This is a genomic window from Pseudomonas marginalis, from assembly GCF_001645105.1.
Classification (GTDB): domain Bacteria; phylum Pseudomonadota; class Gammaproteobacteria; order Pseudomonadales; family Pseudomonadaceae; genus Aquipseudomonas; species Aquipseudomonas petroselini.
Genome location: NZ_LKEG01000046.1, coordinates 1 through 23,068, shown reverse-complemented (window position 1 = coordinate 23,068; position 23,068 = coordinate 1). Strand labels below are relative to the sequence as shown.

Genomic DNA, 23,068 nt, shown 5'->3' with positions numbered 1-23,068 from the left:
ACCGTCACATCCATCTGCTGTGCTGGCGCCCATCGCTCATTTTCCCGAGGACCCGCGGCCATGTTTTCCGTGCTCAAGCCCCACCGCTGGAAACTCTCCCTGTTGCTGATCGCCGCCAACCTCGGGCTGATCCTGCACCTGGCCTGCGGTGAGTTGAAAAGCGTCAGCGAATGGGTGTGGCTGGACATCTTCGGCGAAGGCGGATCCGCGCTGTTGGCGTTGGTCTGGCTGGGCCTGGTGCTGAAAAGCCGCCCGGCCGGGCGCGTCACCAATTACCTGGCGCTGGGCCTGTCATGCATCTTTTTTTCCTGGTGGATCGACAGCCTCGACGAGTTTATCCGCCTGCCCGACAGCATCACCTGGGACCACTGGCTGGAGTCCGGGCCGATGCCGGTGGGCATGATCCTGCTGACCATCGGCATCTACCACTGGCACCGCGAACAACTGGCAATCAGCGCACAGATGGAGAAGCGCGAGCGGCTGTTCCGTGAGCATCGGCTGTTCGACAAACTCACGCCCCTGGCCGGTGCCGACTACCTCAAGCGCCAGTTGGCCGACAGCCTGCAAGACAGCCACGACCAACAGCAACCGCTGTCACTGCTGGCGCTGGACCTGGACAACTTCGCCGCCATCAACCAGGCCTACGGGCATGCCGAGGGCGATGCCGTGTTGCAGGCCCTCAGCCATTTGTTGCTGCTCAACCTGCGCCGCCAGGACCTGCTGTGCCGCCTGGCCGGCGACCGCTTTGTGGTGCTGCTGCCCAACACCGGTGAGCGCCAGGCCAAGGAGCTCGCGCTGGAGTTGCAGCAAGCCGTGCGCGGCCTGGCCCACAAGACCCGGTTGCACGGTGAGCGCTTGCAACTGGCGGCGACCACCGCCGTGGTCATGGCCCTGGAGGAATCGCCCCTGGACTTGCTCAAGCGCCTGAACCTCGCGCTGGCGCGGGCCAAGCAACCGCTCGCGAAAAGCGCCTGAGATGGCGGTGAAAACCAACTGGTATGAAAGCGACAGCCGCTTCATCCCAGGGCATTACCAACCCGCCACGCTGATCGACCTGGCGTTGTCCCGCGACATCGACAGTCATCGCCTGCTGCGGGGTACCGGGCTGTTTCACGAGGATATCCTGGCGGGCAACGCGCGGTTGAGCCCCCAGCAGTTTCTCGCCTTGATCGGTAACAGCCGCAAGTTACTCGACGCCGACGACAGCAGCTTCCTGTTTGGGCAGCGGTTATTGCCGGGCTATTACGGCGCCGCCAGCCATGCCCTCGGCCATGCGCAAAACCTGCACCAGGCCTTGGACATATTGATCCAGCAACAGGTGCTGCTCAGCCCGTTGGTCACCCTGCAACTGGAGCTGGATGAACACCACGCCTACCTGTACTGGCTGGACAGTTGCGGCGCCGGGGAGCACTGGCGCTTTTTGCTGGAAGCCAGCATGACGTCGGTGGTCGCCATGAGCCAATGGCTCAGCGGTGAGCGGCTGCCGTGGGTGTGCAGTTTGAGCCATGCCGAGCCGCGTTACGTCGAGCAATACTGGGTAAACCTCGGGGAAGACACACGCTTCGAGCGGCCGCTGGACATGCTGAGTCTTCCGCGCGAATACCTCACCCGCGCCTGGCCGGGTGCCTCGGCCACCGCGGGCCAGGTGGCGCGCCAGCAAGCCCGCGAGCAGATCGAACAGTTAGGCTTCGCCGGCAGTTTTCTCGACTGCCTCTACGCCTATTTACACGAGCAGGTGCGCCAACCGCCGAGCCTGGAACAGGCCGCGCACGCCTTCGCCATGAGCCCGGCCACCCTCAAGCGCAAGCTGCACAAGCACGACACCGGTTTTCAGCAGCAGGTGGACCGTGTGCGCAAGCAGGTGGCGTTGCACCTGTATCAGGTCAAGGGCTACAGCAATGACGAAGTGGCGGCGTACCTGAACTTCAACGATGCGGCGAACTTTCGCCGTGCGTTCAAGCGCTGGACCGGCAGCACGCCCAACCTGATCCGCCAGCTGTTCAGCAGCCGCTAGCCAGGCGTTCGCGCAGGAACTCCACCAGCGCTTGCACCGGCCGCGAGCTTTGCCGGTGTTGCGGGTACACCGCCGACAGGGTCAGCGCCTCGGGGGCGAACTCGTCCAGGACCGTCACCAGGCGGCCGTCCTTCACCGCTTCGCCGACGATAAAGGTCGGCAGGTAGGTCACGCCCAAGCCCGCAATGGCGGTGTCGCGCAGCAGATCGCCGTTGTTTACACGCATGCGCCCGCTCACATTCAACGCCTGCACCTTGCCCTTGAAACGCCATTGCACCTGGCGGCCATGGCCGTAGGGCAGGCAATCGTGTTCGGCAAGGTCATCCGGCTTTTGCGGTGTACCGCGCAGGGCCAGGTAGTCGGGGCTCGCGCAGTAGACCCGTGGGATGCTGGCGATACGGCGGGCAATCAAGGTGGAATCTTCCAGGGTGCCGATGCGCAGCACCAGGTCGTAGCCTTCGCCGATCAGGTCCACCGGACGGTCGCTCAAATCGACCTCCACCGACACCTGGGGATGGCGCTGCAAGAACAGCGGCAACAGGCAGCCCAGGTGAGCCATGGCAAACGACAACGGCGCGCTGAGACGGATGGTGCCACGCGGCTCGCTGTTCTGGCCGGCGATGCCCTGCTCCACTTGCTCGACTTCACTGAGCAGGCGCAAGGCGGATTCGTAGTAACTCTGGCCGAGTGGCGTGACATCCAAACGGCGCGTGGAACGGTTGAGCAGGCGTACGCCCAGGCGGTCTTCGAGTTGGATCAGGCGGCGGCTGACGAATTGCTTGGACAGGCCCAACTGTTCGGCGGCGGCGGTGAAGCTGCCGGACTCCATGACCTGGCAGAACAGGCGCATGTCTTCAAAGGGATTCATTGTCGCTTCTCGGTGGACATTTTCGGTTTTTATAACGGGTTTGTCGCCGCACCACAAATCGAAATGTGGGAGGGGGCTTGCCCCCGATAGCGGTGGGTCAGTCAAAGAAATTTAGACTGAAGCACCGTCATCGGGAGCAAGCCCCCTCCCACAAGGGATTACCGACAGACTTGAGAGCAGGTTATTTGGCAGTAAACGCCGAGTAGCTGTTCATCAGGTTGCGGTAGTTGGGAATGCGCGGCGACAACAGATTGGCCAGGCCTTCCATGTCGTTGCGCCAGTCCACTTGCAGCTCGCAGGCCACGGCGAACCAGTTCACCAGTTGCGCACCGGCAGCGGTCATGCGTGCCCAGGCAGCCTGTTGCACGGTTTCATTGAAGGTGCCCGACGCGTCAGTGACCACGAATACCTCAAAGCCTTCGTCGAGGGCGCACAGGGTCGGGAACGCAACGCACACATCCGTCACCACACCGGCAATGATGATTTGCTTGCGGCCGGTCGCCTTGACCGCCTTGACGAAGTCTTCGTTGTCCCAGGCGTTGATCTGGCCAGGGCGGGCGATGTACGGCGCGTCCGGGAACAGGGCCTTGAGCTCGGGAACCAGTGGGCCGTTAGGACCGCCTTCAAAACTGGTGGTCAGGATGGTCGGCAGGTTGAAGAACTTGGCGACGTCGGCCAGGGCCAGCACGTTGTTCTTGAACTCGTTCGGGGAGAAGTCCTGTACCAGGGAGATCAGGCCAGTCTGGTGATCGACCAACAGTACGACAGCGTCATCTTTGTTCAAACGTTTGTAAGCCATGGGAATATCTCCTAACGGGTTTGGGAAATCAGAACGCAAAGCACGAGCAGCCGAACGCACCCCAGAATCCCTGGAAGTCGCTGACCGGCACGCTGGAAAGGCGCGCTTTTTCGTGGCTGTGGGCGTGCACGCCGCACGGGCCGCTGCACTGGTGAACCTGTGCCTGCAAGGGCGAAGTCGGGCGCCAATGACCCGGCACCTTGACCACAGGCGACCAGTCCGGCAGCACCGGCACACGCGGCGGTGCGAAGTCTTCGAAGTCGCCGGCGCCGTAGACCACCTTGCCGCCGACCACGGTGAGTACCGACTCAATCCACTTGATGGCTTCTTCGTCGACGCTGAAGAAGTCCGCCGACAGGGCCGCGACGTCCGCCAACTGGCCGACTTTGATCTGGCCCTTCTTGCCCTGCTCGGACGAGAACCAGGCGCTGCCATGGGTGAACAGTTCCAGCGCGGTGAGGCGCGGCAAGCCTTCGGCGTGCAGTTCCAGGCCGCCGACGGTGCGACCGCTGACCATCCAGTACAACGAGGTCCAGGGGTTGTAGCTCGACACCCGCGTGGCGTCGGTGCCCGCCCCTACCGGCACGCCTTCGGCAAGCATGCGCTTGATCGGCGGCGTGGCTTCGGCCGCCTTGGCGCCGTAACGCTCGACGAAGTATTCGCCCTGGAACGCCATGCGGTCCTGGATCGCAATACCGCCGCCAAGGGCGCGTACACGCTCGATGTTTTTCGGGGTGATGGTCTCGGCGTGGTCAAAGAACCACGGCAAGCCGTTGAACGGGATGTCACGGTTGACCTTCTCGAACACGTCGAGCATGCGCGAGATGGACTCGTCATAGGTGGCGTGCAAGCGGAACGGCCAACGCTGCTCCACCAGATGGCGCACCACCGGCTCCAGCTCCTGCTCCATGGTCAGCGGCAGGTCCGGGCGTGGCTCAAGAAAGTCTTCGAAGTCGGCCGCCGAGAACACCAGCATCTCGCCGGCGCCGTTGTGGCGCAGGTAGTCATCGCCCTGGTGCAGGGTGACGCTGCCGGTCCAGTGCTTGAAGTCGCTGAGTTCTTCCTTGGGCTTCTGGGTGAACAGGTTGTAGGCGATGCGTACCGTCAGTTGTTCGTCCTTGGCCAGTTGCTCGATCACCGCGTAGTCATCGGGGTAGTTCTGGAAACCACCGCCGGCATCGATGGCGCTGGTGAGCCCCAGGCGATTGAGTTCACGCATGAACTGGCGGGTCGAGTTGACCTGGTATTCCAGCGGCAGTTTCGGGCCCTTGGCCAGGGTCGAATACAGGATCATCGCGTTCGGCCGTGCCACCAGCATGCCGGTGGGGTTGCCGTTGCTGTCCCGCACGATCTCGCCGCCCGGCGGGTTGGGTGTGTCCTTGGTGTAGCCGGCCACGCGCAGGGCGGCACGGTTGAGCAAGGCGCGGTCGTACAGGTGCAGCACGAATACGGGAGTGTCAGGCGCCGCCTGGTTCAACTCTTCCAGGGTTGGCATGCGCTTTTCGGCAAACTGGAATTCGTTCCAGCCACCCACCACGCGCACCCATTGCGGGGTGGGCGTACGGTCGGCCTGGTCCTTGAGCATGCGCAGGGCATCGGCCAGGGACGGCACGCCTTCCCAGCGCAGTTCGAGGTTGTAGTTCAAGCCGCCACGGATGAGGTGCAGGTGCGAGTCATTGAGGCCGGGGATGACGGTGCGGCCCTTGAGGTCGATGACCTGGGTGCCACTGCCACGCAGGGCCATGGCCTCACCGTCGGTGCCCACGGCGACAAAGCGCCCCTGGCTGATGGCGACGGCGGTTGCGCGCGGGTTTTCACGGTCCACGGTGTGGAACTGGCCATTGAACAGAATCAGATCGGCGTTCATAGGGTTTCCTTTACAGAGGCTTCAAGCCAGGGAGCGAACAGGCGGGTGGCCGCCGGCATCAGCAGGTAGACCACCAATACAACGATCGTCACGGTGACCAGGAAGGTGGCGACCACGTAGTTGGAGAGGAACGGGTGCAGGCGCAGAACCGGGCCCCACACGATGGGTACCAGCAGGGTCAGCGGCAGGATCACGCACAGGGTGACCACTGCTTGCTTCCAGCGGGGAGGTTTGGCGGCGCTGTCGGCCAGCGGCGCGAACCAGAATTCATTGACCGAACCGATTTCGGTTTTGTCGCCATCGGCCAGCAAGGGGTAGGCTTCGTCGATCAGCGATTTGCGCTCGGGGGAATCAAGCCAGGTTTCCAGGTCATCGGTGGAGCGGTAACGCAACACACAGGTGAACAGCGCCAGCTTGCCCTGCTTGCCGCGCACCACGTCGACACCCAGGTGGCCGGGGCGCGCGCCGGCGATCCGCACGATGCGACGCAGCCAGGCTTCGTAGTCGGTTTCGCGGCCTTGTTTGATCAGGTGCTTGACGACCAAGGTGACGACTTCGTCGGGGCTGGTTTTGGGTGTTGGGTCCATGGCTGTGTATTCCCACCTGCAGAGTTGAGCGATGGAGGGAGTGTGGTTGGGATTGGAGCCGGGGAATTGGATGTATGTGCTGTTTGACGTGGCGGCTCGCGGGCCAATCGATTCGACAAGGCAAAAAAAACCGGAAGGCCGCAGGGGCCTTCCGGTTTTTGTTACGTGTCAGGCCTTAGCGCCGTAACCCGCGCCCTGAAACGTAAAATAGACTTCCTGACCTTTACCCGCCACTTTGGTAACTTCCTGATCACCGATCATCGCGTTTTTGTACCGACCATAGAACCCGTCACTCCTGACTTCACCCGCCTTGACCGTGCCGTCAGCCTCCGTCGTAAAGGGTGCGAAAAAACTGCCGCGCGTCGGTGCGATCTGGGAGCTTCGGCTGATATCGGCACCGTAGTGCTCGACAAACCCTGTGTTACTGGCCGCAAACACAAACTTCTGGTCGACATCAAGGTCTTCGACATGCTGCTTTATCCCAGGGTGAGCGGGGTCCGTGACATCCTGAATATAGCCCTTCAGCCTCTGGGGATTGTCAGGGTCTCGGGTCACCGTCAGGTTATATTTATGACCAAACTCAAAATCGACCAGTGTGCTATTGCTGCCTCCTTCCCCCCCATCCGCCTCGGCACGGCCTTTGGGCGCACTGAAGTGCGAACCAAAACCGGAAAACATCACCAGCGCCTTGCCATCCTGCCGTGGCTGAATCCCGATATAGCCGCCATCAAGAGATTTACCTTGCTCATTGCTGACGTCGAACAGCATCGCGTAATAAATCCCAGGGTCCTGGGCCGTCTTTCGTTGGAGGCCCTCGTCAATGATCATTGGAAACGTAATGTTGTTCAGCCCGGAGCCGGCGACAGGAATTGAGTAACTCACAGCAAACAGCCCGTTGGGTGAGGTGGCCTCTTTCTTAATCTCAAGTTTCGGATCGTCGACCCTGTCTAACCTTGAGGCCTCAACCGTCCTCGACGACGAACCCGGCGTGACTGCCACCTCTCTTCTTGAACGCGTGACGGGTGTATCCGACGCGATCACAGGGCCGTTCGGTGGTTCCACCGGCGGCGGCACGGGAACATTAGGAGAAGGCTCTGCCACTGTTTGTGGGATAAATTGCGGTCTTTGAATATGCATATCAGCGACAAGCCTCCTCTGGAAAAGTTAACCCATGCTAGAAGGTCTTCACCCACGCAGGCTGCCGGAAACAACGCTCAGAAGGACAAGACTTTGCTTAACATCGATGCCGATCAGATTCAAATTATTGCGGCTGTCTGCCAACCACACCTAAAGCGCCCTCGACATATGCTCCGCAATCCGCCCCCGTAGCCAACGCTCCGCCGGATCATTGTCATGCACCCCGCTCCACACCATCGACAACTCCGCGGCATCAATGGCAAAGGGTGGGTCCTGCGCGCGTATCGCAGTGCCCTCGGTCAACGCACAGGCCGCATAATCCGGCACCGTCGCAATAATCTGCGTACCCGCGAGCAACGCCCGCAGCCCGCTGAACTGCGGCACCGCCAACACCACTCGCCGTGCCCGGCCGATACGCGCCAGGTCCAGATCAATGTTGCCGCTCAAGTCCCCGGAAAACGACACCATCGCATGGGGCCGCTCGCAGTAGTCGTCCAGGGTCAGCGGCTCAACACCGTCATCCCCACGCAGTACCTTGCAAGGGATATCCCGCAGTTTCTTGCGCTTGGCATTCGCCGGCAATTCGGTGGTGTAGCTCACGCCCACCGTGATCTCGCCACTGGCCAATAACGACGACATCAACAGGTAATTGGCGCGGCGCACCACCACGACGATGCCTGGGGCTTCTTCGCGCAGTTGGCTGAGCAACGGCGGGAACAGGCCGAACTCGGCGTCGTCGGACAGGCCGATGCGGAACACTGCGCAGCTGGTAGACGGGTCGAAATCCTTGGCGCGGCTGACAGCACCCGAAATGATGTCCATGGCCGGCTGCAACTCCTTGAGTATCGCCACGGCACGCGGCGTGGGTTCCATGCCCCGCCCGTTGCGCAGCAGCAACGGGTCGTCGAACAAATCGCGCAAGCGCCCCAGCGCCGCGCTCACCGCCGGTTGGCCCATAAAGAGTTTTTCGGCGACCCGGGTCAGGTTCTTTTCGAACATCAGCGCTTCGAAAATCACCAGCAGGTTCATGTCGACGCGGCGCAGGTCGTTGCGGTTCATGGTGGTATCCAAACGGTTGGCAAGCGCACAGAGAAGCACGCGGAGCGCTGGCGCGATTGCACGTCTGTGCTGTCTTTTCCGCGTACGTACCTGGCGAAATTAACAACGATTAACTCGTCAGCCAGGCGGTCCGGCAACAAGATTAGCGGCGTCTACACTGCACCCATTCACCGGGAACGCTCCCATCGACTGCGGATTTTCGTCATGGCCCGACTTGAGCAGCATGCTCCTCGCTTATCCGCTACCGGCGGTCTATGCCCCCGGCGCGAGCGTATCGCCAAGCAATTGATCCTCGCCAACCTCGGCGAAAGCCTGGCCATTGCCGACCTGGCACAGGCCTGCGCGTTGTCGCGCAGCCATTTTTCCCGCGCGCTCAAGTGCACCACCGGGCTGTCGCCGCAGGAGTGGATTCGCGAGCAGCGCATCCAACGGGCCAAGGAACTGATCACCGGTTCGCGCCTGAGCCTGACGCAAATCAGCCTGGAATGCGGGTTTTGCGACCAGGCGCATTTCTGCCATATGTTCACCCGCAGCGAAGGGGTCAACCCGATGACCTGGCGAAATCACCAATTGCGTCACAAGCCTCAAGTGATTGCAGCCTAGTGGTCCGCACGTACCTGGAATATGCTGGCCGCTTCCCCCTCCACGAACAGGGTCCCCATGAGTGACCTCAGCGACCAGGCCGTGCATTTCGGCCCCTACCGCATCCACCCGCGCCAACGCCTGGTGCTGGAGGCGGGTCGTCCGTTGCGGCTGGGGCGACGTGCGGTGGATATCCTGCTGATCCTGCTGGAGCAGGCCGGCAATGTGGTGAGCAAGCAAGAGTTGATCGCCCGTGTCTGGCCCAAAAGCGTGGTGGAAGATGGCAACCTGCGGGTGCACATGGCAGCCTTGCGCAAGGCCTTGGGCGATGGCCAGGCCGGGCAGCGCTATATCGTCACCGTGGCCCAGCGTGGCTACAGTTTTGTTGCGCCACTGAGCATCGAGCCGATGACGCTACCCACCGAGGGCGCCCCCCAACGCCCGTGCCACAACCTGCCGTTGCGCCGCACCCGCATGATCGGCCGCCAGGCCCTGATCGACAGCCTGGTGCAGAATCTGCCCGCGCAACGCTTTATCACCCTGACCGGCGCCGGCGGCATCGGCAAGACCACCGTCGCCCTGCGTGTGGCGGAATTGCTGATCGGGCATTACCGCGACGGTATACGCCTGCTGGACCTGGCGCCGCTCAGCGCGGCGTCGATGATCCTGCCCAATCTCGCCGCCCTGCTCGACCTCACCCACGCAGAACAAGAGCCGCTGGTCACGTTTGCGCGCAGCCTGCAGGAGCGCCAGTTGCTGCTGGTGATCGACAACTGCGAGCACCTGCTGGACGACATCGCCCTGATCAGCGAAACCCTGCTGCGCCACGCGCCCCGCTTGCACATCCTGGCCACCAGCCGCGAGGCCTTGCGCGCCGAGGGCGAGTACGTGCAGCGCCTGGAACCGCTGGCCTGCCCTCCGGCCACCGGTAACCGCGCCCAGGCGCTGGGCTACCCGGCCCTGCAACTGTTGATCGAGCGGGCCATGTCCCATCAGGACAGCTTTGAATTAAGCGAAGCCGAACTGCCACTGGCGATTGATATCTGCCAACGCCTGGACGGCATCCCCCTGGCCATCGAGTTGGTCGCGGCGCAGATCGAACGCTTTGGCCTGCCCGGACTGCTGGTGCAGATGGAGGATAATTTCCGCTTGCTCACCCGTGGCAGGCGCAACGCACTGCCCCGCCATCAAACCCTGCGCGCCACGCTGGACTGGAGCTTTGAGCTGCTGACGGCCTGCGAGCAGATCTGCCTGCGCCGGCTGGCGGTGTTCCGGGGCGGGTTCAGCCTGGCCAGCGCGGCGGCGGTGATCGCCGGGGAACAGGTCGCACCCGCCGAGGTGCTGGGTTCAATCACCCAGTTGGTCGCCAAGTCCTTGCTCAATGTGGAGGTCGGTGATGACGAGATGGTCTATCGCCTGCTGGATATCACGCGCACCTACGCCCTGGAAAAACTCAGCGTCGCCGATGAGCTCGATGCCACCCGCGGGCGCCATGCCGAGCGCTGCCTGGCGCTAATGGAGCAAGCGCGCGAGGACTGGCAATTGATCGCCACCCAACCCTGGATCGACCGCTATGCGCCGCTGCGTGAAGACATCCGCTCGGCCCTTGACTGGGGGCTCGCGCAAGGGGGCGAACACTTGCTGGCAATCCGCTTGACGGTCAGCGCCATGCCACTGTGGCAAGAGTTGTCGTTACTCAGGGAGCACCGGTTGTATGTGGACCAGGCGTTGGCGCTGATGAGCCGGGCCGCCTCGCCCTGCCCGCGCTTGACGATGCAACTGCAATTGGCGCTGGGCAGCCTGTCCTATCACGCCATGGGCGGCGCCCCGCAGACCATCGCCGCGTTTGTCAGCGCCCGCCGCCTGGCCGAGGAGCGCCAGGACGTCGCGGGTCAATTGCGCGCGGTCTCCGGGCATATGGCGGTGAACCTGTGTGCAGGCCTGTATCGCCAGGCACTGACGCAGAGCGAGCAGTTCGATCGCCTCGACCCGCGCACCGACCCGCAACTGGACGTCAGTGCCCAGCGCCTGCGCGTACTGGCGCAGCACTACAACGGCAATCAGGCGCTCGCCCGGCACAATGCTGAGCAAGTGATCCAACGCATGGCGCACAGCGGCCACCTCAATCGGTTCGCCCACGGCATTGGCGTGCAATACGACCAGAGCGTGGCCTCACTGACGGTGTTGGCGCGGATCCTGTGGCTGCAGGGTTTTCCCGAGCAAGCCTGGCGTACCGCCAGCCAGGCGTTGGCGTTAGCGCTGCAGATCAATCACGGCACCTCCATCTGCTACACCCTGGCCCTGGCAGGCGTGGTCATCGCCCGTTACAACGGTGACGAGCACGCCGCCCAGAGCCTGCAAGCGTTGTTGCTGGAACACGCGCACAAGCACTCGGTGCAGTTGTTTCAGACCTGGGCGGGGCACTATGCCGGCATCCTGGGGCACCAGGATCTGCAAGGCTTGGGGCTGATCGAGGACATCCTGATCACGCTGGGTGCACACACCGTGGATGACCCAGGGTTTGAACGCGCACGCACGGGCGGCGCGGGCTGGTGCGCAGCGGAAATCCTGCGGGTACGCGCCGCAAGCATCGCGGATCCCCGTGCGAGCGAAACGCTGCTGCTCGACGCCCTCGGGCTGGCGCACCAGCAAGGCGCACTGGCCTGGGAGCTACGTTGCGCGACGTCGTTGGCGCAGCTGTGGCAGACCCAAGGTCGCCTGCAGGCTGCACGCGACGTGCTGGGTTCGGTCCATGCGCGCTTTACCGAAGGCTTTGCCACCCCGGACCTAGTCCGCGTACGCCGCCTGCTCGACGAGTTGCAAGACAAACGGCCGGCCTGAGAACGGCCCCAAATAATGCCCATCGCCCTGCTGCAACCGTGCCACCTGCACCGGGTCACGCAGGTGGGCCAGCGCATAGCTGCGCACGCAGTTGAGCAGGCGATAACGCGAATGGCCCGGGCCGGGTTCAAGGGTCAGCAATGAGGTGTCCACCAGACGCCCCAGCAGGTAGGACAGGTCGGCATGTTCCAGCTCCGAGCCAGCGACCAGCTCGCTCAGGGTGGGTAAGGTCACCGCCATCTTGAACAACCCCAATTGCAAGAACAGCCAGCGCTCCGGCAGGCTCAGCCGCTGGTAGGTCCAGTCCAGGGCTGCGATCAGCGATTGGTGACGCTCCACCGCCGTGCGACGGCCTCGGGTCAGCACCTGCAAACCCTTGCACAATTGCTGCTGCAAGCCACGCACGCCCAGGGCATCCACTTGGGCCGCAGCCAGCTCCAGTGCGAGAGGGAGACCATCGAGGCGTCGGCAGATATCGCGCAGCGGCGCCAGGTCCTGGAGCCGCAACACAAACCCCTGTTGCCCGGCGCTTGCCCGCGCCACGAACAGTTGTACAGCCGGGTAGGCCATGGCGTGTTCGACACTGCCCAGCGCCGACGGTGCAGGCACCGCCAACCGGGGCACGCGCTGCACCCATTCGCCCGGGACATGCAAGGCTTCACGACTGCTGAGCAGCACGCTGACCTGGGGGGCTGTTTCACGTAGCACGCGCACCAGGTGCCGGCAGGCGCCAAGCAGCAAGTCGGCACCATCCAGCACCAGCAATAGCTGACGGGAGGCCAATTGACGGCACAGCTGTGTGGCGTTGGCGCTGGGTTCAAGGTGCAGCGCCGTGGCCAGGTGGCGCAGCATGGTCATCGGCGCCTCCACCGTGGCCAGGTCGACCCACCACACGCCGTCCCGGTAACGCGGCAATACCCGTTCGGCCAACGCCAGGGCCAGGGTACTCTTGCCGACACCGGCGCACCCGGTCAGGGTCATCAGGCAGTGCCCGGACAGGCGTCGCGTCAGCACGCCCAACAACGCCTCACAGCCGATCACCGCACTGAGGCGTGCCGCCAGGTTGTGTCGGGGTGTCATGGCGGGCATGGCCCCCTGCACCTTGGCGGCGAAGCAATAGCCACGCAGGGGATCGTTGAGGATATAGCGTTGCCCATCGAGGGCGCGGCGCAGTGCCGCAATGTGCACACGCAGGTTGTTTTCTTCCACCACGCTGTCCGGCCACACCCGCTCGATCAAGGTGGACTTGCTGACGTACTGCCCGGGCGTTTCCAACAGCACCGCGAGGATATCCAGCGCACGCCCACCCAGAGGCACCGGCAAGCCTATCTTGCTGACCAACCGCTGTTGCCGGTGAAAGGCATAGATGCCGAAGCGCACCGTGCCATCAACGTCAATCGCCTGAGGGTTGTTCATGTCTGTCATCGCGCTGAAACACCCGGCCTTGGGCGCCTGCGCATCCTTTTCCATGGGCTTGACGCTATCTTGCCAGCTACCAATGACAGGACAATGCTGGCACGGGGAGCGATACGGACAATCGAGTGCGCCAGACGGACATTCTGTCGTTAACTGAACTGTTGTCGGTATTGGGTCGGGTTGAGACCGAGTTTTTCACTGAACAGAAAGCGCATATGCCGCACGCTGCCGAAGCCTGCGTGGAAGGCCACGGTCTTGAGCGGCAGGTCGGTGGACTCCAGCAACTGCCGGGCACGGTCGATGCGCGCGCCTTGCAAGAAGGCCATCGGCGTCATCTGCACCTCCCTGGCAAACAGCCGTGCAAAGTGGCGAGCGCTCATGCCGGCCAGCTCAGCCATGGATTCGATGGTGAACGGCTGGTCCAGGTGCGCCAGCACGTGGTTCTGCACGCGGGTGATCGCGGTTTCCTGGGGTGCCACGGCAGCCGTCATCGGGCTGAACTGCGCTTGGCCGCCCTGGCGTTTCATCACCACCAGCAGCACCTTGGCCACTTCCACCGCGACTTGCTTGCCGTGGTCCTGGGCAACGATCGATAACGCCAGGTCGATCCCGGCCGTCACCCCGCCCGAGGTGATCAGCCGCCCGTCCTGCAGGTAAATGCGATCGGTCTCGACGATCGCCTTGGGGAACGCCTTGATCAGCCGCTCGGTGTAGTGCCAGTGGGTGGTCACACGGTGATTGTCCAGCAGGCCGGCATGCCCGAGCACAAAGGCACCGGTGCAGATCGAACCAAAGCGTGTGGCGCGAGGTGCAGCCTCTTTGAGCCACGGCAACAACGCGGGGTGGCATTCGTTGTAGGCGCCGGGGCCACCGGGAACGAGTAACAGGTCGTAGGCGTCGTGCGCCTGGTCCAGCAACAGGTCGGCCTGCACCACGACGCCATTGGAGGCACGCAAGGGGCCAGGTTCGGTGCCGAGGGTGAGGATCTGGTAATGCGCCGCCGCCGGCAGGTAGCGGTTGGCAATCGAAAACACTTCCAGCGGCCCGGCCATGTCGAGCAGGAGGAAGTCCGGAAACAGCGCCATGGCCACGGTTTTCATAAACACAAAGATCCATCGAGAAAGAATGCGGCGGGCATTATGACACGTTCGAAACTGTCAACTCAGATGAGACAGTTATTCAGTTTTCATCTTCTTAATGAATTCTACAGTAACCATTAATCTTCTTCTCAACGCAGGAGCCCTGCATCTCGCAGCCCGCTCCCACTTGAGGACAAGACCATGCTGACTCTTCGCAAAGCTTCCGAACGCGGCGCCGCCAATCACGGTTGGTTGAAGTCGTTCCACACCTTCTCGTTCGCCAACTACTGGAACCCGAATGAACAGGGTTTTTCCGACCTGCTGGTGATCAACGATGACCGCGTCGCCGCCGGTAAAGGCTTCGGCCAGCACCCGCACCGCGACATGGAGATTTTCTCCTATGTGCTTGAAGGCGCGCTGGAACACAAGGACACCCTCGGCACCGGTTCGGTGATCCGCCCTGGCGATGTGCAACTGATGAGCGCCGGCAGCGGCGTGGCCCACAGCGAGTTCAACCACAGCCAAAGCCGTGGCGTGCACTTCCTGCAAATCTGGATCGTGCCTGCCGTGGCTGGCGCCGAACCGCGCTATCAGCAGGAGCACTTCAGCGAGGCGCAGAAACGTGGACGCTTGCAGTTGATCATCTCGCCGGACGGCAATGACGGTTCCCTCAGCGTGCGCCAGGACGCACGGGTATATGCCGGACTGTTCAACGGTGATGAAACCGCCACCCTCGACCTGCCGCCAGATCGCCATGTGTACATCCATGTGGCCCAGGGCAGCGTTGAAGTCAACGGCCAGCGCTTGCAGGAAGGCGATGGCGCCCGAGTGCGGGATGAGCGGCAGATCCGCCTGAGCCAGGGCGAGGACGCCGAAGTGCTGGTGTTCGACCTGCGCCCGCAGGAACTGCCGCAGATGCCATGACGGGCGCTGCGATGGCCCCGTGTACCGGGCCATCGCTGGCATCGATAGTCACCATCAGCGCAATGAAGTTCTCTAAAAAAATGCAACGCGTAACATCAAACCCATACCAGCAACATCCAAACTAAAACACTCGGAGCACACTCTCATGAAACGCCAAATCTTGCTTAGCCTCGCTTTCTCGGTACTCGCTGCAAACGCATTTGCTCACCCTGTTGTCGCTGAAGGCGGTGCGGATCGCCTGATCGACAGTCGTGTGGCAGAGGGTGGCGCCGACCGCCTGCAAGGCAACCGCGTAGCCGAAGGGGGTTCCGATCGCCTGCTGGAACGCCGTGTCGCTGAAGGTGGTGCTGATCGTCTGCAGGAACGTGGCCTGGCTGAAGGCGGTGCTGATCGTCTGCAGGAACGTGGTCTGGCTGAAGGCGGTGCTGATCGTCTGCAGGAACGTGGCCTGGCTGAAGGCGGTGCTGATCGTCTGCAGGAACGCGGTCTGGCTGAAGGCGGTGCTGATCGTCTGCAGGGCAACAACGCATAATCCCGCGCTGTTTGCGGGAACCCCAAACCGGCCTGATCAGCCGGTTTTTTTTCGTCTGTTGTTTCTCCCCACAGCGCCGCCCTGTCGATCGGTTGCCGCGTTTCGATACGCTGTGGTGAGGGCGTTTTTGGTCGCGTGTATCGAGGGCGAAGCGCAGCTGCGTCGTTGAATCAAACCGGATGGGCGAGGAATTTCTTGCGATACGCCGCCGGCAACAGGCCCACCCGCTGCTGGAACAGGCGCCGGAACGAGTTGCTGTCTTCGTAGCCCACCGCGTAGGTGATACTTTCCAGCGTCATGCGGGTCGACTCAAGCATCTGCTTGGCCCGTTCCAGGCGCAGGGTTTGCAGGTAGGCAATCGGCGTATAGCCGGTGGCCTCCTTGAAGCGCCGCTTGAAGTTGCGCACACCAAAACCGAAGCGCTGGGCGACCGCGTCGATGACCAGCGGCTCGGCGAAGTGCTGCTCCAGCCAGTGCTGTACCCGCAGGATCTCGCCGTCGCCATGGCTTTTGGGCAGCGACCACATGGCGTACACCGACTGTTCGCTGCGCACAGTATCGATCAACAGGTATTTGCCACAGGTGTGGGCCAGTTCCGGCGAGCCGAAACGCCGAATCAGGTGCAGCATCAAGTCCATCGCCGCACTGGCGCCACCGCAGGTAATCACGCGATTTTCTTCACACAGAAGCTGCGCGTCATCCAGGCTCACGTCCGCGTAGCGACGCCGAAACAGCTCGGCGAACGCCCAGTGGGTGGTGGCGCGCAGGCCTTGCAGCACACCGGTTTCGGCCAGTAAGAACGTCGCGGTACACATCGAAGCCAACACCGCGCCGCGTGCATGCTGCTCGCGCAACCAGGGGCCGTAGGCGGGAAAGCTCGGCAGGGCTTCTTTCAAGGTGAACAGAAAACCTGGGATCAGCACCAGGTCGGTCTGCGCGATCTGCGTCACCGCGCGGTCCACCTGCAAGCGCTGGCCGCCCCAAGCCTCCACGGCCTGGCCGTCCAGGGAGGCGACCACGACTTCAAAAGGTGGGCTGTCGGCAAACAGGTTGGCGGCGCTGAGCATCTCCACCGCCAGGGTGGCGCTGGCGGCGGAACAACGTTCAGCCAGGAGCAAGGTGATGTGCATAAAAGAAACCCGGATTGCGCTTTTCGCATGTAATAAGTCATTTGCGCACCTACCTTAGCCGATTCCGCGCCCTTACAGTGCAGCCATTAATCAACTGCCTGGCGTGTTTATGAATCTCTGGTTTCGCTTGCTCTTCATGCTGTCCCGGCGCCCCTGGCGCAAACCGGCCCATGGCCTGGCCACCACCGTGGTGCGCATGCGCGTCTGGCCGTTGGACCTGGATCTCAACCGGCACGTCACCAATGGCCGCTACTTTTCCCTGGCGGATGTTGCACGCATGGATTTCGTGTTGCGCACCGGCGCGTTTCGCGTGGCGTTGCGCAACAAGGCGCTGCCGATCGTGGGCGATACCTGGGGCAAATTCCGCCGCGAGTTGAAGCTGTTTGAAGTGTTCGAGGTGCACACCCGCATGCTCGGCTGGGACCATAAGTGGAGCCTGATGGAACACCGCTTTGTCAGCAACGGCCGCGTGGTCGGCGTGGTGGTCATGCGCGGGCTCTTCCGTTCGGCCAAAGGCACCCTGCCCCCGAGTGATTTTGTGCGCGAGCTGGGTTTGGATGAGACGTCGCCGCCAATGCCGCAATGGCTCAGCGACTGGGCGCACAGCTGTGATCAGATGAGTGTGCAGTTGCGGGGGGAGGAGCAGGCGTGAGGGCGGGCGGTTAACGAGCGCCGGCCAATTTTTTCAAGTTGGCTTCGGCGTCCTCCCTGGCAATGTACAGAAAACCTTTGCCCTCTTGCACCTTGAACAGCACCTTCATGGCGACGCCTTTTTCCAGATCATTGCGGGCGGTATTTTCCGAAATATCATAGTCATGGGTAAGCTCCTTGGGCGTGAAGATGCGCCCAGGGTGCTGCAGCACTTTCTTCAAGAAGTGACCCTGCCGATAATTCAGCCCATCGTTCAATTGCAGCATCTGCACCCACGCCATCAGCTCAACCGCTTCCAGCCGCTTGCGCTCGAAGTAGTGCATGAATGCGTTGATGGCCCGCTCGATCACCCGCAGCTGATAAATCACGAAATAGGTCAAGTCGTACGAATCGGTTTCGGTATGAACGTACGAGCGCCCATATTGCATGGGCGCCTCCTTCAGCAACGTGCTGATGGAGATGTACTCAAACGGCCAATAGCCATTTTTGAGCATGAACCAGTAAAACAGGCAGCGCGCGGTACGCCCATTGCCGTCCCGGAAGGGATGCTCATAACCGATCATGAAATGCAGGATGATGGCCTTGATCACAGGATGGATGAAGGGCCTGCCCTCCTGGCCATCGTGCCGTTCATTGGCAAACCGGCAGAGCGCCTCGAGCCTGGCAGGCAACAGCGATGCACTGGGGGTTGGTGGACGACTTCATCACCTGGGCCACCGACAAAAATGTCGTCATCCTCACGGAGATGGCCAGGATGCGCCTCCTCTTCATCGACACCCGCAGTTGCGATGCTTTGAAACTCGCAGATCAATGCCACGGACAGGCTTTCGTCCTTGTTGTACTTGGCATGCTTCATCAGTTGATAGTTGTTGAGGATCATCCGCTCATCATCATCCTGGGGCGCACGCTCCTTGGCCAGCATGTCCTTGGCGATTTTACGGGTCGTCGACGCCCCCTCCAATTGCGCACTGGAGATGGCCTCTTCCATCATCAATGCATCAACCAGGTACTTGGCGTTGTCTCGATAGTGCGGGGAAGACGCCGCCGCCCCGCCCAACCGGGAGGTGACCTGCTCGATAGCATGGATCACGGCGTCGCAGAAATCGGTGGTGTACAGAAAAAACGGGCTGCCGCACTCGCTGCGAAGCTCGAGGGACTTGCTGCCACACGCCCGCGACAACTTGATCGCTGCCCACGCGACCTCCTTCTTCACACCCGGCGACGGGTACCGGCGAAATTCGTCCCAATGCAGGTAGCGACCTTTGTCATCGACCGCCTTGTAGGTACGGGCAAGCTCAAATACCTCCATGCCGTACTGATTCAGCAGGAGGTTGAAATCGATCGGCTTGTGGACTTTAGCCATCGCTGAAACTCAATTTCTGAAAATTGAGTTGATCGTTGCGCGCTCGCTTCAGCGTGTCAAGGCTTATACCCTTTCACCAACTCTCCCCCAGCCCCAGCAGGCCCAGTATCTGCCGTCGCAGGTCCACCAGATAAGGATCATCCCGGTGCCGTGGGTAAGGCCGGTCAATCGTCAATTGCGCCTGGATCTTGGCCGGACGGTCGCTGAACACGATCACGCGGGTCCGGGCCGGTGATGGCTTCACCGTCGGCCAGCAACCGGCCGGAGTCCGCCGGTTCCAGGCCGGCCACCAGGCGCAGCAAGGTGGACTTGCCGCAGCCCGAAGGCCCGAGCAGTGCCCAGGCAAGTGCCATGATCAGTAATGCGGCGTACATGTTTGCGTAGGNCGGCCCACCCTTGGGCCCATTGCAGGTACCAGCCGATGCCAGAAAATATCCCTTTTATCAACTCAGTAATGAAGCCCGCTCACCATTCTTTGTAGTGAGCGGGCTTGCTGTGGTGAGCGGGCTTGCCCCGCGCTGGGCTGCGAAGCGGCCCTAAAACCCCACACCACGTGTTACCTGAAAGAACGCGGCGATCTTAGTGGAGCTGCTTCGCAGCCCGGCGCGGGGCNAAGCCCGCTCACTACAGGATGAATAGCTGCTCAACCCTGCAGCTCGGCGAGGCCCAGGTGCTCGCGCAGCGTCGACCCTGCATACGCGGTGCGAAACAAGCCCTTGCGCTGCAAATGCGGAATCACGCTCTCGACAAACTCGGTGAACGACCCCGGCAGGTACCCCGGAGAGATCACAAACCCGTCGCAACCGCCCTGCTCAAACAGCTCGGCCAATTGATCGGCAATCTGCGCCCCGGTGCCCACCAATTGCGGCACGCGCACGCTGCTGGCGAAGATTCGCCCCAGCTGTTCCAGAGTGGTTTGCGGGCCTTGCATCAAGAGCTTTTCCGCGGCGGCCGGAGGGATCCGCGGCGACTGGGCAATCTCGGCCAGCGTCGCCGACAGCGGGAATGGCGACAGGTCCACATTCAGCTGCGAAGCCAGTGTCACCAGCCCCAACTCCGGCCGGGCCAACGCGTTGTGCTGATCGCGCTTGGCGCGGGCCTCGGCTTCGCTGCCGCCAATGAACGGCATCACCGCCGTCAGTACTTTGCAGCTGTCGGCGTCACGGCCTTGCTGCACCACTTGGGCGCGCACGTCATCACGGAACGCACGCATCGCCGCCAAATGCGGATGGATGGTGAAGATCGCCTCGGCCCAACGCGCGCCGAAGCGCCGCCCACGGCCTGACGAACCGGCCTGGATCAGCACCGGTCGGCCCTGGGGCGTTCGCGGAATATTCAGCGGGCCTTCAACCTTGAACCATTCGCCCTGGTGCTGCACCGAACGGATCAACTCCGGGTCCGCCAGCACACCGCTTTCGCGATCCAGCTTCAGCGCGTCCTTGCCCCAGCTGTTCCACAGTTTCAGCGCGACTTCGACAAACTCATCGGCGCGGTCGTAGCGCAGGTCGTGCTCCAGGTGCTTGTCCTTGCCGAACAGGCGCCCTTCGCTGTCGTTCATCGAGGTGACGATATTCCACGCCGCGCGGCCCTTGGACAGGTGGTCCAGGGTGGCGAATTCACGGGCGATGTGCGCCGGTTCGTAATAAGTGGTGGACCGCGTCGCGCCCAGGCCGAGCTTGCTGGTTTTGCCGACCAAGTAAGAGAGGATCGGCAACGGGTCCAGGCGCGTAGCGTCCTGGGCGCCATAGCGCAAGGCGAACGCGCGGGAGCCGCCCATTTGATCGCCCACCGCGAGGCGGTCGGCGAAGAACAGGAAGTCGAATAGCCCTTCCTCCACCACCTTGGCCACCCGTGCGTAGTACTCGGGGTCGAGGTAATTGCCGACGGTTTCCGGGTGGCGCCACACCGCATGGCTGTGCACCACCGGCCCACTCAACAGGAACGCGGATAAATGGATTTGGCGGCTCATGGCTTGGGTGTCCACACGCTGATGGCGCTGACCTTCAACGGCTTGGGAATCAGCTTGGCGGTGTAGTAGGTGTCGGCGATGCGCTGCTGCTCGGCGAGGTTTTCCACCTTGACCGGAATGATGTCGTAGCTGCGTCGGCTATTGGCGCGCTCCACGGTGGCCGGTGCGATATTGCCCCACAGCGGGCCGAGGATGTCGGCGGCTTCCTTGGGGTGGACCTTCACCCATTGGCCGGTCTCGCGCAGGGTGTCGAAGGTCACCTGCAACACGTCCGGGTGGGCCTTGGCGAACTTAGTCGTGGCCAGGTAGAAACGGTTGTAGTCGGCCAGGCCGTCCTTGCCGTCGGCGATCACACGCACGTGGTGATCCAGTTGCTGGGAGGCGAGGAACGGGTCCCAGATCACCCAGGCGTCGACACTGCCATTGGCGAAGGCCGCGCCACCGTCCGGTGCTTCCAGATAGCGCGGGGTGATATCGGCCAGGGTCAGCCCGGCCTTTTTCAAGGCGGAAATCAGCAGGAAGTTACTGCCCGAGCCCTTTGACACCGCGACGGTCTTGCCCTTGAGGTCAGCGATGCTGTGGATCGGCGACTGGTCCGGAACGATGATCGCCTGGGCGCCCGGCGATGAGTTCTCCTGGGCGTAATAGGTCAGCGGTGCATCGGCGGCCTGGGTGAACAGCGCGAAGGCGTCGGCCACATCGGCGTGCAGGTCGACGCTGCCGGCGTTCAACGAGCTGAGCAGGCCGGTGCTGAATTCATGCCAGTTGACGGTGAATCCCAAGGGCTTGAGGCGCTGCTCCAACTGGCCGTTCTGCTTGAGCAAAATCCACAAGGTGGACGAGCGTTGGTAACTGATGTCCAGGGTTTGCTCGGCATGGGCCAGCGCAGCAGCGAACAGCAAACTGGCGGCGACGATTAGTTTCTTGAACGTCATGAAAGGCCTTGGCGTGGGTGAGAAGAAGACAGCTGCATATGCCAAAAAACCGCGCAGGGCCTGGCAGTAAAGTTAATTCGATTATATTAATGACGAGAAATTATGAAAGAACCCTATAATTCTATCGTTATGCCCAATTCGTCAGAACGCGGAAAAAGCGCCCTAAGCTAAGAGCCAAAGAGTATTTAACGAATGGTTTTTAGAACTTTAAGCTCAGGGCTATTTTGTTAGAGATCGAGCTCACCATGTCCCTACGTCGCCCCCTCGCCGCCGTCCTCGGGTTGCTGGCCTTTGCCGTCGCAGTCAGTGCGCAGGCCCAGGAAACCGTGCGCATCGGTTACCAGAAATCCTCGACGCTGATCACCCTGCTCAAAACCCAGGGCACCCTGGAAAAAGCCCTCAAGGCCGACAACATCGACGTGAGCTGGCACGAGTTCCCCAGCGGCCTGCCGCTGCTGGAAGCGTTGAACGTGGGCAACGTCGACATCAGCGCCGACGTGGCCGACACCGTGCCGATCTTCGCCCAGGCGGCCCAGGCCAAGCTCACCTACTTCGCCCAGGAAGCAGCCTCGCCTTCCGCCCAGGCCATCGTGGTGCGCAAGGACTCACCGATCCAGCAGCTGGCGGACCTCAAGGGCAAAAAGATCGCCGTGACCAAGGCGGCCGGCACGCACTACCTGCTGATCGCCGCGCTGGCCAAGGCGGGGCTGGCCTTTTCGGATATCGAACCGGCCTACCTGTCACCCGCCGACGGTCGCGCAGCGTTCGAGAACAACAAGGTCGACGCCTGGGTCACCTGGGAGCCCTTCCTTACCAGCGTGCAACGTCAACTGCCGACACGCACCCTGGCGGACGGCACGGGGCTGGCCAGCTACAAGCGTTATTACCTGACCGGCACGCCGTACGCCAAGGCGCATCCAGACGTGTTGAACGTGGTGTATGCACAGCTGGAAAAGGCCGGCCAATGGGTGAAAACCCACCCGCAAGACGCGGCCAACATGCTTGGCCCGCTGTGGGGCAATCTGGATGTGGCCACGGTTGAAGCAGCCAATGCGCACCGCAGTTATCAGGTGCAACCGGTGACGATCGATCAGTTGGGCGAGCAGCAGAAAATCGCCGATGCATTCTTCAAGGCAGGGCTGTTGCCCAAGGCCGTGGACGCCAAGGATGTACAAACCTGGAAGCCTTGAGCCCGTAACAGGTAACCACGATGCGAAGCGAGCCGCTGTTGATCTTGATCCTGATCTTGATCTAGCTTTTGATCTCAGGCGCCCCGTCAAACACGCTGGCCGGAATTCGACAGGGATTTGGGGGG

General features: G+C 62.1%; 21 protein-coding genes and 1 pseudogene. 8 read left to right on the top strand and 14 right to left on the bottom strand.

All coding sequences use genetic code 11. The annotated features are described in order from the left end of the window. Positions 1-60 precede the first annotated feature (60 nt). Positions 61-975 (top strand): GGDEF domain-containing protein, encoded by a 915-nt coding sequence (locus AO064_RS20280; RefSeq protein ID WP_064054427.1) that lies wholly within the window; start codon positions 61-63, stop codon positions 973-975. A gap of 1 nt (position 976) precedes the next feature. Next, entirely contained in the window at positions 977-2,014 is a 1,038-nt protein-coding gene (locus AO064_RS20275) for an AraC family transcriptional regulator (protein WP_064054426.1), read from the top strand. On the opposite strand, the gene AO064_RS20270 is transcribed toward AO064_RS20275, so the two are convergent. The 6 genes from AO064_RS20270 to AO064_RS20245 form a co-directional block, all read right to left on the bottom strand. Further along, positions 2,001-2,882 carry a LysR family transcriptional regulator gene (locus tag AO064_RS20270; RefSeq protein WP_012724845.1) on the bottom strand — a complete coding sequence of 294 codons (882 nt, stop codon included), beginning with the start codon at positions 2,880-2,882 and terminating at the stop codon, positions 2,001-2,003. The genes AO064_RS20275 and AO064_RS20270 overlap by 14 nt on opposite strands. A 181-nt stretch (positions 2,883-3,063) precedes the next feature. After that, complete coding sequence (gene ycaC, locus AO064_RS20265) at positions 3,064-3,681, bottom strand: isochorismate family cysteine hydrolase YcaC (RefSeq protein WP_012724846.1); 618 nt, start codon at positions 3,679-3,681, stop codon at positions 3,064-3,066. Positions 3,682-3,709: 28 nt separating this feature from the next. After that, a complete protein-coding gene (locus AO064_RS20260; protein ID WP_046036777.1) occupies positions 3,710-5,548 on the bottom strand; it encodes an amidohydrolase in 1,839 nt (612 codons plus the stop codon). Beyond that, positions 5,545-6,135 carry an antibiotic biosynthesis monooxygenase gene (locus AO064_RS20255; protein ID WP_064054425.1) on the bottom strand — a complete coding sequence of 197 codons (591 nt, stop codon included), beginning with the start codon at positions 6,133-6,135 and terminating at the stop codon, positions 5,545-5,547. The genes AO064_RS20260 and AO064_RS20255 overlap by 4 nt, the downstream gene beginning before the upstream one ends. A 168-nt stretch (positions 6,136-6,303) precedes the next feature. Beyond that, the gene (locus tag AO064_RS31335) at positions 6,304-7,272 is read right to left on the bottom strand and encodes a hypothetical protein (protein ID WP_244159537.1); all 969 of its coding nucleotides are present in this window, start codon (positions 7,270-7,272) and stop codon (positions 6,304-6,306) included. 150 nt (positions 7,273-7,422) lie between these two features. Next, the gene (locus AO064_RS20245; RefSeq protein WP_012724850.1) at positions 7,423-8,331 is read right to left on the bottom strand and encodes a LysR family transcriptional regulator; all 909 of its coding nucleotides are present in this window, start codon (positions 8,329-8,331) and stop codon (positions 7,423-7,425) included. A gap of 204 nt (positions 8,332-8,535) precedes the next feature. Between AO064_RS20245 and AO064_RS20240 the strand changes: the two genes are divergently transcribed. Both AO064_RS20240 and AO064_RS20235 read left to right on the top strand, forming a co-directional pair. After that, positions 8,536-8,934 carry a helix-turn-helix domain-containing protein gene (locus tag AO064_RS20240; protein WP_064054424.1) on the top strand — a complete coding sequence of 133 codons (399 nt, stop codon included), beginning with the start codon at positions 8,536-8,538 and terminating at the stop codon, positions 8,932-8,934. A gap of 57 nt (positions 8,935-8,991) precedes the next feature. Then, positions 8,992-11,754 (top strand): ATP-binding protein, encoded by a 2,763-nt coding sequence (locus tag AO064_RS20235; RefSeq protein ID WP_064054423.1) that lies wholly within the window; start codon positions 8,992-8,994, stop codon positions 11,752-11,754. Here AO064_RS20235 and AO064_RS20230 read toward each other — a convergent pair. Next, positions 11,701-13,224, bottom strand: coding sequence for an ATP-binding protein (locus AO064_RS20230; RefSeq protein WP_064054422.1), 1,524 nt, complete (start codon positions 13,222-13,224; stop codon positions 11,701-11,703). The two genes, AO064_RS20235 and AO064_RS20230, sit on opposite strands and share 54 nt — an antisense overlap. A 95-nt stretch (positions 13,225-13,319) precedes the next feature. Beyond that, entirely contained in the window at positions 13,320-14,270 is a 951-nt protein-coding gene (locus tag AO064_RS20225; protein WP_043205512.1) for a GlxA family transcriptional regulator, read from the bottom strand. A gap of 180 nt (positions 14,271-14,450) precedes the next feature. On the opposite strand from AO064_RS20225, the gene AO064_RS20220 reads away from it, so the two are divergent. Next, entirely contained in the window at positions 14,451-15,173 is a 723-nt protein-coding gene (locus AO064_RS20220) for a pirin family protein (RefSeq protein WP_046036771.1), read from the top strand. 145 nt (positions 15,174-15,318) lie between these two features. Further along, positions 15,319-15,705: a hypothetical protein gene (locus tag AO064_RS20215; protein ID WP_043205513.1), complete on the top strand. Its 387-nt coding sequence runs from the start codon at positions 15,319-15,321 to the stop codon at positions 15,703-15,705. 170 nt (positions 15,706-15,875) lie between these two features. On the opposite strand, the gene AO064_RS20210 is transcribed toward AO064_RS20215, so the two are convergent. Next, entirely contained in the window at positions 15,876-16,835 is a 960-nt protein-coding gene (locus AO064_RS20210; RefSeq protein WP_012724855.1) for a GlxA family transcriptional regulator, read from the bottom strand. Between the two features lie 109 nt (positions 16,836-16,944). Here AO064_RS20210 and AO064_RS20205 point away from each other — a divergent pair, with 109 nt between their 5' ends. Next, entirely contained in the window at positions 16,945-17,487 is a 543-nt protein-coding gene (locus tag AO064_RS20205) for an acyl-CoA thioesterase (protein ID WP_012724856.1), read from the top strand. Between the two features lie 10 nt (positions 17,488-17,497). Here the strand turns inward: AO064_RS20205 and AO064_RS30400 are convergent, their stop codons facing one another. The 5 genes and pseudogenes from AO064_RS30400 to AO064_RS20185 form a co-directional block, all read right to left on the bottom strand. Beyond that, on the bottom strand, positions 17,498-18,157 hold the full coding sequence (locus AO064_RS30400) for a Fic family protein (protein ID WP_167355337.1): 660 nt from the start codon (positions 18,155-18,157) through the stop codon (positions 17,498-17,500). Further along, positions 18,073-18,849 (bottom strand): Fic family protein, encoded by a 777-nt coding sequence (locus tag AO064_RS30750; RefSeq protein ID WP_122313613.1) that lies wholly within the window; start codon positions 18,847-18,849, stop codon positions 18,073-18,075. Before AO064_RS30750 ends, AO064_RS30400 begins: the two co-directional genes overlap by 85 nt. A 218-nt stretch (positions 18,850-19,067) precedes the next feature. After that, positions 19,068-19,187 (bottom strand): annotated as a pseudogene (locus AO064_RS31850) (ATP-binding cassette domain-containing protein); the annotation flags it as partial. A gap of 305 nt (positions 19,188-19,492) precedes the next feature. After that, on the bottom strand, positions 19,493-20,818 hold the full coding sequence (locus tag AO064_RS20190) for an LLM class flavin-dependent oxidoreductase (protein WP_064054420.1): 1,326 nt from the start codon (positions 20,816-20,818) through the stop codon (positions 19,493-19,495). Next, positions 20,815-21,753: an aliphatic sulfonate ABC transporter substrate-binding protein gene (locus AO064_RS20185; RefSeq protein ID WP_064054419.1), complete on the bottom strand. Its 939-nt coding sequence runs from the start codon at positions 21,751-21,753 to the stop codon at positions 20,815-20,817. Before AO064_RS20185 ends, AO064_RS20190 begins: the two co-directional genes overlap by 4 nt. Positions 21,754-21,998: 245 nt before the next feature. Between AO064_RS20185 and AO064_RS20180 the strand changes: the two genes are divergently transcribed. Continuing rightward, on the top strand, positions 21,999-22,943 hold the full coding sequence (locus tag AO064_RS20180; RefSeq protein ID WP_064054418.1) for an aliphatic sulfonate ABC transporter substrate-binding protein: 945 nt from the start codon (positions 21,999-22,001) through the stop codon (positions 22,941-22,943). The last annotated feature ends 125 nt before the right edge of the window (positions 22,944-23,068 follow it).